This is a genomic window from Pandoraea sp. 64-18 (genome assembly GCF_001899225.1).
In the GTDB taxonomy this organism is placed as follows: domain Bacteria; phylum Pseudomonadota; class Gammaproteobacteria; order Burkholderiales; family Burkholderiaceae; genus Pandoraea; species Pandoraea cepalis.
In genome coordinates this window covers 1-14,961 of the sequence record NZ_MKVU01000010.1, presented here as the reverse complement: position 1 = coordinate 14,961, position 14,961 = coordinate 1, and the positions used below count along the sequence as shown (strand labels likewise).

Annotated in this window: 18 protein-coding genes; 6 read left to right on the top strand and 12 right to left on the bottom strand. The window is 65.6% G+C overall.

Features of this window, described 5'->3' with window-relative positions; translation table 11 throughout:
- Positions 1-101: 101 nt before the first annotated feature.
- Entirely contained in the window at positions 102-761 is a 660-nt protein-coding gene (locus tag BGP02_RS08055) for a two component system response regulator (RefSeq protein WP_017233962.1), read from the bottom strand.
- Positions 762-1,075: 314 nt separating this feature from the next.
- On the opposite strand from BGP02_RS08055, the gene BGP02_RS08050 reads away from it, so the two are divergent.
- The 5 genes from BGP02_RS08050 (at position 1,076) to BGP02_RS08030 (ending at position 5,379) form a co-directional block, all read left to right on the top strand.
- Positions 1,076-1,603, top strand: coding sequence for a hypothetical protein (locus tag BGP02_RS08050; RefSeq protein WP_261939185.1), 528 nt, complete (start codon positions 1,076-1,078; stop codon positions 1,601-1,603).
- Between the two features lie 2 nt (positions 1,604-1,605).
- Positions 1,606-3,222, top strand: a complete 1,617-nt coding sequence (locus tag BGP02_RS08045) for an EscC/YscC/HrcC family type III secretion system outer membrane ring protein (RefSeq protein WP_286798333.1) — start codon at positions 1,606-1,608, stop codon at positions 3,220-3,222.
- Positions 3,219-4,550: a type III secretion system inner membrane ring subunit SctD gene (gene sctD / locus BGP02_RS08040; RefSeq protein WP_261939187.1), complete on the top strand. Its 1,332-nt coding sequence runs from the start codon at positions 3,219-3,221 to the stop codon at positions 4,548-4,550. Before BGP02_RS08045 ends, sctD begins: the two co-directional genes overlap by 4 nt.
- Positions 4,525-4,764, top strand: coding sequence for an EscE/YscE/SsaE family type III secretion system needle protein co-chaperone (locus BGP02_RS08035; RefSeq protein ID WP_261939188.1), 240 nt, complete (start codon positions 4,525-4,527; stop codon positions 4,762-4,764). The genes sctD and BGP02_RS08035 overlap by 26 nt, the downstream gene beginning before the upstream one ends.
- 201 nt (positions 4,765-4,965) lie before the next feature.
- The gene (locus BGP02_RS08030; RefSeq protein WP_286798332.1) at positions 4,966-5,379 is read left to right on the top strand and encodes an InvB/SpaK family type III secretion system chaperone; all 414 of its coding nucleotides are present in this window, start codon (positions 4,966-4,968) and stop codon (positions 5,377-5,379) included.
- 76 nt (positions 5,380-5,455) lie between these two features.
- On the opposite strand, the gene BGP02_RS08025 is transcribed toward BGP02_RS08030, so the two are convergent.
- The 11 genes from BGP02_RS08025 to BGP02_RS07975 form a co-directional block, all read right to left on the bottom strand.
- The gene (locus BGP02_RS08025) at positions 5,456-6,592 is read right to left on the bottom strand and encodes a TyeA family type III secretion system gatekeeper subunit (RefSeq protein ID WP_286798331.1); all 1,137 of its coding nucleotides are present in this window, start codon (positions 6,590-6,592) and stop codon (positions 5,456-5,458) included.
- Complete coding sequence (locus tag BGP02_RS08020; RefSeq protein ID WP_017233969.1) at positions 6,585-7,274, bottom strand: hypothetical protein; 690 nt, start codon at positions 7,272-7,274, stop codon at positions 6,585-6,587. Before BGP02_RS08020 ends, BGP02_RS08025 begins: the two co-directional genes overlap by 8 nt.
- On the bottom strand, positions 7,250-7,936 hold the full coding sequence (locus BGP02_RS08015) for a type III secretion system domain-containing protein (protein ID WP_017233970.1): 687 nt from the start codon (positions 7,934-7,936) through the stop codon (positions 7,250-7,252). Before BGP02_RS08015 ends, BGP02_RS08020 begins: the two co-directional genes overlap by 25 nt.
- Positions 7,894-8,676, bottom strand: coding sequence for a type III secretion system inner membrane ring lipoprotein SctJ (gene sctJ, locus BGP02_RS08010; protein WP_232424618.1), 783 nt, complete (start codon positions 8,674-8,676; stop codon positions 7,894-7,896). Before sctJ ends, BGP02_RS08015 begins: the two co-directional genes overlap by 43 nt.
- Before the next feature lie 56 nt (positions 8,677-8,732).
- On the bottom strand, positions 8,733-9,089 hold the full coding sequence (gene sctI / locus BGP02_RS08005) for a type III secretion system inner rod subunit SctI (protein WP_286798330.1): 357 nt from the start codon (positions 9,087-9,089) through the stop codon (positions 8,733-8,735).
- The gene (locus BGP02_RS08000; protein WP_261939191.1) at positions 9,086-9,478 is read right to left on the bottom strand and encodes a DUF1039 domain-containing protein; all 393 of its coding nucleotides are present in this window, start codon (positions 9,476-9,478) and stop codon (positions 9,086-9,088) included. Before BGP02_RS08000 ends, sctI begins: the two co-directional genes overlap by 4 nt.
- A complete protein-coding gene (gene sctF, locus BGP02_RS07995) occupies positions 9,475-9,693 on the bottom strand; it encodes a type III secretion system needle filament subunit SctF (protein WP_017233974.1) in 219 nt (72 codons plus the stop codon). Before sctF ends, BGP02_RS08000 begins: the two co-directional genes overlap by 4 nt.
- A complete protein-coding gene (locus tag BGP02_RS07990) occupies positions 9,690-10,490 on the bottom strand; it encodes a helix-turn-helix transcriptional regulator (protein ID WP_017233975.1) in 801 nt (266 codons plus the stop codon). The genes sctF and BGP02_RS07990 overlap by 4 nt, the downstream gene beginning before the upstream one ends.
- 224 nt (positions 10,491-10,714) lie before the next feature.
- Positions 10,715-12,316, bottom strand: a complete 1,602-nt coding sequence (locus BGP02_RS07985; protein ID WP_017233976.1) for an FMN-binding glutamate synthase family protein — start codon at positions 12,314-12,316, stop codon at positions 10,715-10,717.
- A 69-nt stretch (positions 12,317-12,385) separates the two neighbouring features.
- Positions 12,386-13,540: a tRNA 2-thiouridine(34) synthase MnmA gene (gene mnmA, locus BGP02_RS07980; RefSeq protein WP_261939192.1), complete on the bottom strand. Its 1,155-nt coding sequence runs from the start codon at positions 13,538-13,540 to the stop codon at positions 12,386-12,388.
- Positions 13,537-14,013, bottom strand: a complete 477-nt coding sequence (locus BGP02_RS07975; protein ID WP_017233978.1) for an NUDIX hydrolase — start codon at positions 14,011-14,013, stop codon at positions 13,537-13,539. The genes mnmA and BGP02_RS07975 overlap by 4 nt, the downstream gene beginning before the upstream one ends.
- 454 nt (positions 14,014-14,467) lie before the next feature.
- On the opposite strand from BGP02_RS07975, the gene BGP02_RS07970 reads away from it, so the two are divergent.
- Positions 14,468-14,961 (top strand): Rossmann-fold NAD(P)-binding domain-containing protein (locus BGP02_RS07970; RefSeq protein ID WP_502688470.1); only part of this gene is annotated, 494 nt, incomplete at its 3' end.

Sequence of the window (14,961 nt, the reverse complement as noted above, 5' to 3'; positions counted from 1 at the left end):
CAGGTAGCGGCAGCGGGCATGGTCGCGCATTCACGGCCGCGAGGGCTATCCGGCGCATACCTGAATTTCGCGGCGGGCGTTCCGACGAGGGGCCACCATCGTCACAGCATCATGCGCAGGCGATGTGCCCAATTCACGATATCGGCCACGTTGTGTGCATCGAGCTTGCGCATCATGTTCAGCCGGTGGGTCTCGACCGTCTTCACACTGATCGACAACAGTTGCGCGATGTCGCGATTGCGTTGCCCTTCCGCGACCAGCTTGAGCACCTGCCGCTCACGCAGCGTCAGCAGCCGCTCGGGCATCTCGACCGCACATGGGCGGGGCACGTGGCGCGCGCCCGCCGGATCGTGCATGCCACCGAACACGGCCGGATCGACGAAGCGCTCGCCACGAATGACCTGGTACGACGCGTGGATCAAGGTCGTGCGAGGGCTGCTCTTGAGCACGTAAGCCGCCGCGCCGGCTTCCAGCGCCTGGCGTGCCCGCTCGCTGTCGTTGCTGGCCGAGTTGACAACGATACGCAGGTCGGGCCAACGCTGGGCGCATTGGCGGATCACGTCCACGCCGTCCATGCCGGGCAGGCCCAGATCCAGCATCATCAGGGTCGGTCGATGCACCACGCAGGCCCGGTAGACATCGAGCCCGTTGACGACCCGGGCAAGCACACGCCAACCGAGATCGTGCTCGATCAGGCAGCAGAGTCCGTCGGCCAGTAACTCGTGGTCTTCGACAACGACGACACCGATACACCCCGTCATTCGCAGCTCCTCGACAGTTGGTCATAAGCACTCACGCAAGCACTCATACGGATTTTTGTTCACTTTCTATCGACTTCGGGCCACTTGCGCGAATCTTGTGCCTTCGCCTGACGTCGGACGTGGGAAAGCCCCCCAAACCACGGCGCCCGAGCGTCACTTCAGGTCTGCGCCGGATTGTGCCGGCGCCTCAGCGCTTGATAATGAGGAATCTTGTGCGCCGCCGTGTCGATCGACGGCGACCCGTGATGGCGTATGCCGCCGATGTCGCATGCGCTTTGTTCCCCGTGCCCGTGCACTGCCTCCTTCAGATACCTATGCGTTTGCCATTTGCGCTTGCCGCGCTCGACTGGATTGCCTCGCGCGACGTACAGGGCGCGCGCCTTGCGCTCGATCTCGACGGCCAACGCGGCTGGACGTGTCGAGTCGACGGCGGCTATTGCGTCGCGACGGCGCTGACACTGCCGCCGCACGACCCTATGCAAGTCCATCCCCATGCTCATCCCCATGCACAACCGCTCGCCGCCGCACTCGACGACGACCCGGCGCTCGCACGCTGGCTCTTGCGGCTCTCCCTCGTGCTGGCCGGTCAGCCGGCGTTGCGCGACGACAGCCTGTGCCTTGCGAACGACGTCCTCTGGTGGGTCCACCGCTTCGACGCCGGCGAACCGGCCGCACGCGTGGAAGCGCAGCTTCGTCGCCAACTGCTGGCCTGCATGATGGTGACGTCGCAGGGCACGCGCGCCGACGCGGTGCCACCTGCATCATTCACGCCGCACGCGTCCGGTCGCCCGGCCGGGGCGGCAGACGCCAGCCGCCGTCTTCACACGCTGCGCCGCTGCTGACCATGCCGCCTTCCTTCACTTCGCGCACCGTCGCCCTGCTTGCCGGGAGCCTGTGCGTCACGCTGGCCACCGCGTCGTTTGCCGCGCCCCTCACGGCGCATGCGCCCCGGGTCTCACCGGGCACGCCGGTTTGGCGCGGCGGCCCGTTCGTCTTCCAGAGCGCAGGCACGCCTCTCGCGGAGTTGTTGCGCGACTTCGGGGCGCACCACGGCATTCCGACCGTTGTGAGTCCTCACGTCGCCGATCGCTTTATCGGCACGCTACCTGCGGGTGCCGCTCAGGCGACCCTCGACGCCCTATCGGAACGTTATCGGCTTTCGTGGTACTTCAACGGCCAGACGCTGAACGTCTATAAATCCAGCGAGGCAACGCGGCGCGTCATGTCCGTGCGTTACGCCTCGCCCAGCGACTTGCTCGGGCACCTGCGCAATGCCGGTGTGCTGCACCCGCGGCACTGCGTGGCACGGGCGATTCCGGCCACTCACGCGCTCGAAATCGCCGGCGTTCCCGCCTGCATCGAGACGGTTGCCATGCTCGCAGACCACCTCGAACGCGACGCCCGCGATCAGCAGGAAAGCGAAGAGACCATCAAGATATTTCCCCTGAAATTCGCGACGGCCGACGACACGAGGTACTTTTATCGCGGGCAGGAAGTCGTCGTGCCGGGCGTTGTCAGCGTACTGAAGGATTTGATTCTCGGCGCCGGCCCGCTCGGTGTCACTGCGGCGGCGTCTGCCTCGCCGGGCGCGTCGGCCGGCGCCGGCCTTGACGCCCGCCTTCCCCCCGCCACCGGCTCGCGCTCCGGCACGCCGCGCTTTTCCGCCGATCCGCGTCGCAATGCGGTCATCGTGCGTGAGCGGCGACGCAATCTGCCGATCTATGGCGACCTGATCGCGCAGCTCGACATCCGGCCCCGCCTGGTCGACATCTCGGTGGCGATCATCGACGTCAACGCCAGCGATATCGCCGAACTTGGCGTCGACTTCTCCGGCAGCGCCCGGCTGGGTGGCTTCGGCGCCGTGTCGCTGAACTCGCAGACACAGAGTGGCGACTCCGGCACGTTCACGACATTGGTCGGCGACACCAACAAGTTCATGGTCAATTTGAGCGCGCTGGAGCGAAACTCCAAGGCGCGCGTTCTATCCCGCCCATCCATCGTCACGCTCGACAATATGCAGGCCGTACTCGATCGCAGCGTGACGTTCTATACCAAGGTCTCAGGCGAGAAGGTCGCCAAACTGGAGAGCGTGACGTCGGGATCGCTATTGCGTGTCACGCCGCGACTCGTTCCGCAGGAAGGTGATGGTCGCGAGCAGGTGATGCTCACCCTCAATATTGAAGACGGCGGCGAAGTGCGCAGCGAACGCAACAGCCGCAACGAGGTCCCGACGATCCGCAACTCCTCGATTTCGACGCATGCCACGCTCCAGGCGGGACAAAGCCTGCTGCTCGGCGGCTTCGTGCAGGACGCGCAGCACGAGCAGGAGCGCAAGATTCCCCTGCTGGGCGATCTGCCGCTCATCGGCCGCCTGTTCAGTTCGACGAGCAACCGGAGCGACAGTGTCATGCGTCTGTTTCTGATCAAGGCCGAGCCGGCGGCCGACCTGCCGAGCGCATGAGCATGCTCACGCTCACGCTGCTCGACGGCCCCCTCGCCGGACGCCCCATGCCGCTACCACCGGGCACACTCACGATCGGCGACAGTGATTCCGATATCGCGATGACGCTCGATCATGGCGCCCAGATCGCGCTGGGCGTCGACGACGATGGCGTTCGCCTGCTCACGCCGGCGCCAGTCTGGGTCGACGGCGTGCCCGTCGCCGCATCGGATGATCGCGCGGCCGACACGCTCAGGCTCCCGCTGCATACGGCGATCGATCTTGCCGGCCTCGGCATCTGGCTCGGCGACGGCAGCGAAAGCGCTCCCGCGCCCATGCCAAAACGTCCAGAGCGGCGTCCCGAGCACACGGCATCGCCTCGCATGACCCTCGCGCCCGAATCCCCCCAAGCGGCCGAAGCCCCTGCGCGGCGCGCTCGCGCCCAGACCGCCTGGATCGCAGTCACGGGACTATCGCTACTGATCGCGGCGGCGGGCGTCGCGATCTGGCGCACGGGAACCGCCAACGTCATCGCCGCGCCGCCACCGCCCGATGCGCTCAAAGCGCTCGCGGCACGCGTCGCGCCCCGCGTCGTGCTGGATCACAGCGGCAATGCGGTACGCCTGTCCGGTGGCTGCATCGACGACGACGCGCTTGCACGACTGCGCGCCGAGGCGCGTTGGCTGGGCAAAGCGTTGAGCGACGAGACCTGGTGCCCCGCGAATTCCATACAGACAGTGCGCACGTTGCTACGCTTGCACGGCTTCGGTACCGCACAGGTGAGCGTCACGCCGGACGGCGAAGTGCTCATCGGTGCGCCGACGGTCGCCGACGCCCGCTGGCGCTCAGCCGCCAACGCGCTCGATGCATTGGCGCTGCCGCATGGCTGGCGCGTGGCAGAAGGCACGGCCAACAGCTTCGAGCGGCTGTTGAAGACGCTACGCGACGCCGGCCAGTTGCGCGGCATCGATATCGCACGCGATCGCAACGGATGGCGGCTTACCGGGGCACTGACCGTGGGACGCCAAGCGTCGTTGAAGGGGATCGTCGACACATGGAACACCGGTGACAACGCGATGCCGGTGCGCATCGAGCCGCTTCCGCCACAGATCCCGACGCTGGTCGAAACAGGCTTTTCCGCGCCGCTCGTGAGCATAGGTGGCTCGCCCAACGCGCCGCAGATCACCCTCGCCGACGGCACGCGCCTGGCGCAGGGGGCGCGTCTGCCCGGCGGCACACGCGTGATCGCGATTCATACGGGCGGCGTGTCGATCGGCTCGCACGACCGGCTTTTCTACTTACCCCTGTCTCCGGAGACGCTGTATGACGATTCGCCTGACCCAGCTTGAAGACCGCCTCGCCGCCGCGCCCGAGGCTGTCGCGCGCGACGTCGGCACACAGCTCGATGTCGCGCGCCAGACGCTACAACAGGCGCTGCACACGCCGCTTGCGCCCGCGCAGCACGCGCTTGCGCAAACACAGATGCAAGCGGTCCGCGCCGCCGAGGTGATTCTCGAGGGCGTCGCGCGGCGGTACGCCACGTCTTACGGATCGTCGTCGTGACGACGGGAGCGACGGTGGGCGTCGATCGATGCTCGCGTGTGCGCAGAAGCGACAACCCAGCTCGCGCGACCAAAGTCTGCTCGGTCCAATCGTGGGAACCTTCGGCATCGCGCGCCCCGTGCGAGCGGTTTTCGTCCCCGCGTTGTCGCAGGACGCTGGCACGGGGCGCGTCGACGATTTCTTCCACTCTCCACGCATATCATGCCAAGTTACGACCTAGCGAAAACTCTCGTCGAAGCGCTGAAGTTGATCGGCTGCGACCCGAGCAAGATTAATACCGTCGACAATCACTCGCCCATCGAGCTGACGTTTACCGCCTCGCCCAGCATCATCGTGGAAACCTTGAAAAACCAGGCGTGCAGTATTCATGCCGTTGTGGCCACCGACGAAGCCGCACGTCTGCATCGTGCCAACAGTGAGCGGCTTCTGCAATTGCTCATTGAGCCGGCCGAATGGGCCGTCACCGGGCACGTGCAGTTGCGCGAGCGCGACCGTCGTCTGATTCTTCACGCGCAGGTGACGGACGAAGCCGCCGCCGAGCCCGAGCCGTTCGCGCAAGCGCTCACCGATTTCTATGACCGTATCAAGCTCTGCCGGGAGCACCTGCGCGCCTGAGCGCCGCCGCGGTACCCGTTGGCGCATCCGTTGTGCGCCAGCCCATCCCCCCGATCCTCGCGTCCCCACTTCCCCACTACCCCCCGGTCACCTCTCCCTCGTGGGCGATCTCCGCGCGCCAGCCATCCAGTGCTTCGCCGAGCGTCTCGCGCTGTGTCTCGTCGCGAAAGCAACCGTCATGGGCCGACTGCACCAGCCGAGTCAGTTCGCGCGCAAACGCGTAGCGCGCGTCGACCGTCACCATGCCTAGATGGGCCGCGCGTTGCGCAAGCCATTCCACGCCCACCCACGGCTGATCCAGTAACGTGAGCATCTCCGAGATCATCGTGTCCGTCTCAAACGCGGGAGCGCCTGCCGCGCGCAATGTCTGCGCCGCTTGCTCGCATGCCGACTCCAGCGTGAGAAACAGCACCACTCGACGAAGATCGTCGATGACGGCCGCCAGACGCGGGAGCTCCGCACCGGCCTCGCGCGCGCCCAACTCCAACCCCAGTGCCTGCATCAGCGCGCGCAACCGCGCACGACGCTGCGCAAAGCGCCGGCATTCGTCGAACCATTGCGTCAACGAGCGCTGCGATCCTTGTGACTGGCGGAACAGCGACTTGAGTTGTTGCAACAGCGCCATGCCTGGGTTTTGCCCGCTACCGCACTCCAGCGCCGCGAAGGCCTCGATCGCCCACGTCTCGGACGACGTCAGTTCGTCCAACGTCCGGCGCAAGCGGCTGCGCGTTCTGCTGTCCAGCCCGCCATCGGCCAACCAGGCCGCAACGACCAACGCCGCATGCCCGGCCGACAGGTGGGCATGGCGAATCAGTTGATGTGGGTCGGGAACGAACGGAAGATCGCGCAACTGCCCTCGCAGTCGCTCGAATTGCGCCGCGTTCACGCGCGCAAACCGATGCATCTGCTGCTCGAACAGGGCGCGTGCACGCTGCTTGTCGTCGCGCACATCGCGATCGCTCGTCCTGTGGAATCGCACCCCGAGGGCGAAGCTGAGATTCTCTTGAGATTCGGCGACCGCCGCCTCTTCGTTCTGCGAGATGGTCGCTTCGATAAGCGCGATATGTCCCGGCATGTCGGCAGGCAACCCTCGCGCCGCGCTTGCCTCACCATCCAGCGGCAGCCATTCGTCCGCCACCCGGCGCTCAACGGCCTTGTTTTCCTGGATTGCCCGACCCGTCGATGGACCGGACGATGGCAAGCGCTCAACCATCAGCGATCTCCAGATCTGGACTCGCGTTCAGGCGCTCGAGGACGGCCGCGAGATCCGCGTCGAGATCCAGGCACACCGTCACCCATTCGCTTTCGATGCGGGCCTGCCGGCCAACCAGCGTGGCATCCGCCGTGCAGGCCAGCACAATATCGGCCGCTCGCAAGGCATCGGCCACGTCGTCGCGATGGGCGGGCGGCACTCGCAGCACGAGGGCTCCTTCGCGCACCAGCGCGGGTAAAGCGCGTGCGACGCGTTGTGCGAAGCGCTCACCGACATCGAGCGGGGCGATGAAATTCGACAGCGCGGCGCCCAGGGCGTCTGTCACGCGACGCTCCAACGAGCGAACGATGTCGCGCTCGAGCGACGCCTCGTCGACCAGCCATGCAACGGCCTGCGCCACGGCGTCACGGCGGGCTGTTTCCGCAAGCGCCGCCGCCTCCTCTCTGGCCTGCTCGCGCGCCGCGTCCCGCCACGCGTCGCGCAGCGCCTGCGCATCGATACGTGCCTGTTCGCGGTCGGCCAGCGCGGCGTCACGCTCGGTCTTTGCCTGCGCCATCCAGCGAGCCCGTAGACTTGCCTGTTCGCGAAGCTCCTCGAGTGCCTGGCGGGGAATCACCGGCCCCGCGGGCGCGGGGCCGTCCATCGCTTCGATGGCCGTCAAGGCGAAGTCGACGACATACATAGCATCTTCTCCAGCGCTGCAAACCGCAGCCAGATGTCCTCGTTCGTCAAACGCGCACCCGACGCAAACGGTTCAATGTCGGCCGGCGGGGGAAGCAACAGTCTGGCGGCCTTGCTCACCGTCGCCACCTCGACGCACGGCAGCTCAGGCGCGCCATCCAGGCACGCGCCGGTGGCCGCCAGCGCCGCAGGAACGACCTGCTCTGGCGACAGGGTGGGACTGGCAGGCCAATCCCGACGCGTGAGCAGCAAACGGTCGCATTGCCAGGCGTCGAGCCACGAAGCCAACGCACGGCGGTACGTGCCGAGCAGGAGATAGTCTGGACATCCCATCGCGCGCAAGCCGTGGGCCAACGACAGACGTCGCAGGTTCGGCAACCGCCTCAGCATCGCTTGCGCCGTGTTGCCTTGCGGGGGTGCGCAATCGCCCGCCGCCGCACCCGGCCAGCCGCGCCGGGCGATGACCAGACAGTCGATGGACGCACGGCACGCGGCGTGTCGCCGGTAGGCCTCTCGCCAAGGCAACATATCGAACGCGCGCCACCAGCCGACGTCCATTTGCATGCCGGGCTGCCAGATCAGGCGTGCAAGTTGGGTAGCGCCGCCGCAGTGCGCAGGCGTCACGATGCCTTCGATACGCGGGCGCGCAAACGCGGCACCCATGATGCGCGCCGACGCCACGCCACCGCCGCGGCAGCGGCCAGCCCGATACACGCCGCCACGACCATGCCCCACGTCATCGTCGGCAGCCCGCGTCCGCGATCCGTCAATGGGCCCGTGGGCGCACCTGTCGACGCGTCGATGGACGCGCGGGGCAAACGATAATCGGCGGGCTGCAACACGATGCTGATGCGCTCGGGCGTCACCCCCGGCACGCTGTCGTGAACCAGACTGCGTATGTCCGTCATACGCTGCGTCATATTGATCTCGGGGCTGTACTTCACAAAGACAGCCACGCCGGGCGGCAAGGTCGTGCGCCCTGCGGAATCCGTCGGCACCTGCGCGATCGAGACTTCGGCCACCATCACGCCGTCGAGCGACGCGAGCATGCGCTCGAGTCGCTGCTCCTTGAGATAGATCAGCTTCGCCTGCTCCTGCACAGGCGAACTGACGAGTTGTCCCGGTGGAAAGACGTCCTCGACGGACGCGCGCTTCTGGCGCGGCAAGCCGTGTTGGCGCAGCACCTCGACACCGCGCACGAAATCGCTACGCTCGATGCGAACCGTCATGCCCGCGGTGTCGGCGCGCTTGTCGGCCTGCAGCCCGGACACCAGCAATAGCGCCAACATCTGGTTGGCCTCGGTCTCGCTCAGCGAGCGATGCAGTTCGACCTTGCACCCGGCGAGCGAGATCACGAGCAGGCTGCCCAGCAGCCATCGACCGCGCCAACGGCTTTGTGCCACGGACGGGGTGCGTCTCGCCGATCTCGTCACGACGTCGGCGATGCGACGGCCGCACGTCATTGCATATGCACCAGCTTGTTCACCCCTTGCGTGGCGGCGCCTGCCACCTTCGCCACGAACTCCAGTGCCAGCACGCGCTCGGTCAGGGCTCGCTGCATCGCGAGCATGCGGGTCGGATCGTCCAGCGTGCGCTCGTCGATCACCACCCGATCGGCCAGGCGTTCGGTGTTACCCGCAAGCTTGCCCGCTGCGCTGAGCAGATGATGCTCCGGCAGCGACGGCGCGCTCGCGAGGGCCTGACCGAAATGAACGGCGTCGTGCTCGCTGGCGTTGGCCGGTACGAGCGCGGCGTTCGCCGGCGTTGCAATGGCAGACGCGTGCGCAAGTACCGCGGGGATCTGAGAAGTGGTCATGACGAGGGAACGGGAGGAGGAGAGGAGGACGAGGACAACGCGGGCGACGTCGGCGACATCGCGTTGGCGGACTGGCTGGCGTCCATCGCGTCAAGCCAGCGGGCGAGCACGTCGCCTGTCGGGTTGGCGTCATGCCCGGCCGCCACGATCTTGGCGAGGTGGGCGCGCGCCGCGCGGGTATCGCCGAGCGCGATGAGAAGCGCCGAGTGCAGCCATTGACGCGTCTCGCGATCCGTCACGAGCGACGGCAAGGCATTCAGGATCACGTGGGCTTGCGAGTGCATGCCGTGATGCGCACCCGCCAGCGCCAGTTCGACGACGATTTGCCGGATCGACGCGTCCAACCATGAATCGGCGGCATTGCTCGGTACGCGGTCTGCGCGCGTCATGCGATCTTGGCGATGATGCCCATCAGCGTGTCCTTGATGAGCTTGATCGCAGCGCTATGCAGCCCGACCATTGTCGAGAACTGCTGCAACTTGAATTGGACATCGAGCATATGCCGAGGGTCGTTGGTTTCGGGTGCGCGCACGGCCTGGGTGGCCTCGTCGGACATGCGTCGCACCCCTTCGGACATCCCGCGGTGAATCTCTTCGACGTTCATTGCACGCCCTCCTCGGTGACGGCGCCGTGTCCCGCCACCAGATCGGCGCGCATGGCGGCGTAGGCGTCGGCTTGCGGCATGGCCACACGACGGCTACCGCGCTGCGGCGGCGTGCCGAGTCGGATTTCCGTCGGCGCGCAGTCGAAGCGCTTGCGGAAGGTGTCGGTAAAGTGCGCGTGGTTGGTGAAGCCGCATTCGAGCGCGATGTCGAGCACCTTGTGGCGCGTGGACAGCAGCAGATCGCGCGCCAGCCGAAGGCGCCGCTCCAACAGCCACTGCTTCGCGGGCATGCCATACGTTTGCTGAAACAGGTAGCGAAATTTGCGCAGCGGCATGCCGAACTCCTCGGCCAGGCGGCCGACCGGCCACGGTCGGTGAAAATTTGCCTCGACGAAATCGAACAGCGAATGGCTGCCCGCAATCGTCTGACGCAACATGGCCGAGAAGTACCGCTGATCGCGACACAGGCAATAGACGTAGAAGAAACGCAACATCGCCATGCGGTCGACGTTTTGCAACGTCATGGCCACGTCGACCATGCTGGGCTCGAGAATCAACGTGCGTGCCGCCTGTCGATGAAAAACGCCGAGCGGACGGCGGTCGAGCAGATCGACGACATCGGGGTACAGCGCCTGCAGGTCGCAGGCGTGAAAATCGTGTGACATCACCGGCCCTGGGGCATCGATCGTCGCATCCGAATGGGTGGCGGTCATGCCGCCGGCCGGCAGCGTGTGTATGAGACCGTTCACATTCAGTTTGACGTCGTGGTGGCTGATCAGAAATCGCACCGTACTCATAGGCTCCTCCTCTGACGACGGGCGGTCGCCGGGATGACAAAGTCGAAGGCCACACCATAGGCGAGTCCGCCCGCGAGCATCATCCGGTGGAGACCTTAATGTGCGATGCCTGACCTCGGCGTTATCGTATTTGGGAAGAAAACTATCGGGAAACGTAAAAAAACCCGGCGCAGCATCGCGTCGGGTTGTGGTGGAAGCCTCTTGCCTGGGCTTGCGCCGTTCTGTCAGGTGACCTCAGCCGGAGAGAAACTGTCGGCACGCGCCATCGGCCAGTATTTTTCGTAGAGCTGATAACGGAACTGGCCGCGCAGCAGATCGCCCGGCGCAAGGTACTTGAGCGATTCCGACATCAGGCGAATCTCGTTGGTCGACACACGCTCGACGATGTGATGCGCTCGCAGGTCCGACGGATGCGACAACCCCGCCGCCTGAATCAACTCCTGCAGCGCATGCAACGTATGCGCGTGGAACTGGTGCACGCGCTGCGCCTTGTCCGGCACCACCAAGGCGCGCTGACGCAACGTATCCTGCGTTGCGACGCCCGTCGGGCAGCGATCGGTGTGACATTTCTGCGATTGAATACAGCCGATCGCGAACATGAAGCCGCGCGCGGAGTTGCACCAGTCGGCGCCGATGGCCAGCGTACGCGCGATGTCGAATGCCGTAACGATCTTGCCCGATGCACCGATGCGGATCTTCTCGCGCAACCCGGCCCCCACGAGCGTGTTGTGCACGAGCAGAAGTCCTTCCTGCAGCGGCGCACCCACATGATCGGTGAACTCCAGCGGCGCGGCGCCCGTGCCGCCTTCCGAGCCGTCCACGACGATGAAGTCGGGCAGGATGCCGCTCTCGAGCATCGCCTTCACAATGCTGAAAAATTCCCACGGATGGCCGATGCACAGCTTGAACCCGGTCGGCTTGCCCCCCGAGAGCGTGCGCAGACGCTCGACGAATTGCAGCAACCCGAGCGGCGTCGAGAACTCACTGTGACGCGACGGCGAAATACAGTCCTGCCCCATCGGCACGCCGCGCGTGGCGGAAATCTCCGGCGTGATCTTGGCCGCGGGCAACACGCCGCCGTGTCCCGGCTTTGCGCCTTGCGAGAGCTTCACCTCGATCATCTTCACCTGAGGCGTCGTCGCCTGCGCCGCAAATTTCTCGGCGTTGAAGGTACCGTCGTCGTTGCGGCATCCGAAGTAGCCCGAGGCCACCTCCCAGATCAGGTCGCCGCCCTGCTCCCGATGATGCGGCGAGATGGAACCCTCGCCGGTGTCATGAATGAAGTTGCCGAGCTTCGCACCGCGATTGAGTGCGCGGATGGCGTTGGCCGACAGGGCACCGAAACTCATGGCGGAGATATTGAAGATCGACGCCGAATACGGCTGTGCGCGATCCGCGCCAATGGTGATGCGAAAGTCGTGATCCTTCAGGACTGTCGGCGCGAGCGAGTGGGCAATCCATTCGTAGCCCGTCGCCTTGACATCGATCTCGGTGCCGAACGGCCGGCTGTCGACATCGCCCTTGGCGCGCTGATAGACAATGCTGCGCTGGGCACGCGAGAAGGGGGTTTCGGACGTATCGTCTTCCACGAAATACTGGCGAATTTCGGGGCGGATGAATTCGAACAGAAACCGGAAGTGTCCCCACAGCGGGTAGTTGCGCAGCACGGCGTGACGCTGCTGCACGATATCCCACACGCCGAGCGCCACCAGCGCAGCAAACGGCAACGGCCAGAGCGGATGCCAACCGTCGAACAGCACGCCCGCCAACGTTGCCAGGAGCAACGCCACGACGAGCCACAGAGCCAGGAATCGGCGCGAGAACATGAAATCTCCTTGCTTTAGGGGACACTCGCCGGCACGCGGCCGGGGGTCCCCCGGCGAGCGCCGGCGGATTCAATGCGTATTGAGGATGGCGTGTTTGGCGGCCACGGCGGCCTGGGGGTTAGCGCTGCCGGCGTCGGCCGGCGTCGTGGCCGCGATGATGCCGCCGCCCAGACAGACCTCGCCGTCATACAGCACGGCCGATTGCCCCGGCGTGACCGCCCACTGCGCCTCGGAGAACGACAACGTGAGCGCATCGGCGTCGGCACGCACCACTTCGCATGCGGCGTCGGCTTGCCGGTAGCGGGTCTTGGCGCCGCAGCGCGTGCCCTCGGCCGGCGGCTCGCCCGCGACCCACGACAGGTCTTCGGCATCGAGCGTGTTCGAGAGCAGCCACGGATGATCGTGGCCCTGCACCACATACAGCGTGTTGCTCGCCATGTCCTTGCGCGCCACGAACCACGGCTCGCCGGAGCCTTCGCGGCTGCCCCCGAGTCCGATGCCCTTGCGCTGGCCCAGGGTGTAGAACGCCAGGCCCACGTGCTCGCCCACGACCGCTCCGTCAGGCGTTTTCATCGGGCCCGGTTGGGTCGGTAGGTAGCGATTGAGAAAGTCGCGGAATGGGCGCTCGCCAATGAAGCAAATGCCGGTCGAGTCCTTCTTCTTCGCGTTCGGCAATCCGATCTGCGCGGCAATCTCGCGAACCTTCGTTTTCGGCATGTCGCCAAGCGGGAACATCGTGCGCGAAAGCTGTTGCTGGTTCAGCCGGTGCAGGAAGTAGCTCTGATCCTTGGTGTGATCGAACGCCTTGAGCAACTCGAAGCGCCCATCGCGCTCGCGCACGCGGGCGTAGTGACCGGTGGCGATGGTCTCGCCGCCCAGCGCCACGGCGTGATCGAGAAACGCCTTGAACTTGATCTCGGCGTTGCACAGCACGTCCGGATTGGGTGTGCGGCCCGCCGAATACTCGCGCAGGAATTCCGCGAACACACGGTCCTTGTACTCGGCGGCAAAGTTCACGGCTTCGACGTCGATGCCGATCAGATCCGCGACCGAGACCACGTCGATCCAGTCCTGCCGGGTCGAACAGTATTCGCTGTCGTCATCGTCTTCCCAGTTCTTCATGAACAGGCCGACGACGTCATAGCCTTGTTGTTTGAGCAGCCATGCCGTGACCGACGAATCCACGCCGCCCGACATGCCGACCACTACGCGTTTTTGACTCATGTGTTGCCTTGCCCGCCGGCGCTCGCCGGATGGGTCAGAAGTAGGGCGAGGTCGTAACGGACCCCCCGCAGGTAATCGTCCATGCAGCGCTCGAGAATCGGCGAGCGATGGCGCGCGCGCTGGGCACGCACTTCGTCCGGTGTCAGCCAGACGGTGCCGACAATGCCGTCGTCGAGCGTACGCGACGCATCGAACTCGCCCAGTGTGCCGGTGAACGCGAAGCGCAGATACGCGATGTCGCCGGGGCCGGGGGCGAGATAGATGCCCAGCAGATGCTGGGGCGCGAACGCATAGGCCGTCTCTTCCAGCACTTCACGGCGCACCGCGTCGAGAATCGACTCGCCCGGCTCCAGATGACCGGCCGGTTGGTTGATCAACAGGCCTTCACGCTTTTGCTCTTCGACAAACAGAAAACGGCCGTCGCGCTCAACGACCGCGGCGACCGTCACGTTGGGCTTCCAGCGTGCATTCATGACACATCCTTGCAGGACGGGGGACCTGACGGGCCCCATGGACCGTGGCCGGCGGTTGGCCCACGCAGTCGGTCCGAGACGTTACCCCGATAAAAGCAGCATTTTACCGTCTGACGGGGTTTGGCGCTGAGGACGGGGGAGCGTCGTGAGTGTGGCGGCCGACCGACCGGTCGGTCGGCCGCAACGACCATCGTCCCGGCCCCGTCGGCATATCCATATGCGGTTTCGTGCAATAGGCGTGCCTGTCATCTTCGGGTAAGCTTCCAGCACCAGCAATGTGCAGCATGCAGTGGCAGTACCGCATCACCGGTTTGTACAGTAGTTCGATTGCAGTGGTTTGTGCAGGACTAATGTCATCAGCGGCGAAACAGGTAATGCGCCTGCCCCGGCAGCGCACGCGCTGCGGCTCCTTGGCCGCTGATGAGATCAGTTCACAAACCCAAGGAGAGACGTAATGAGAATCGGCATCCCCGCCGAAACGCTTACCGGCGAATCCCGTGTCGCGGCCACGCCCGAGACGGTGAAGAAGCTGGTCGCGTCAGGACATCAGATCGTGGTTGGACGCGGTGCAGGAGACGCCGCAAGCGTGCCCGACGCGGCCTTCGAAGCCGCCGGCGCCACATTAGGCACCGCCGCCGACGCCCTGGGGGCAGAACTCGTACTCAAGGTACGGGCCCCCTCCTCCGAAGAACTCGCACTCATCCCGCGCGGCAGCGTCGTCGTCGGCATGCTCAACCCGTTCGATGCCGAGAACAATGCGCGCATGGCGGCCGCCGGCATTACGGCCTTCGCCCTGGAAGCCGCGCCGCGGACCACGCGCGCGCAAAGCATGGACGTGTTGTCTTCGCAGGCCAACATCGCCGGCTACAAGGCCGTAATGCTTGCCGCCAATCTGTATCAGCGTTTCATGCCGATGCTCATGACGGCCGCCGGCACGGTCAAGGCCGC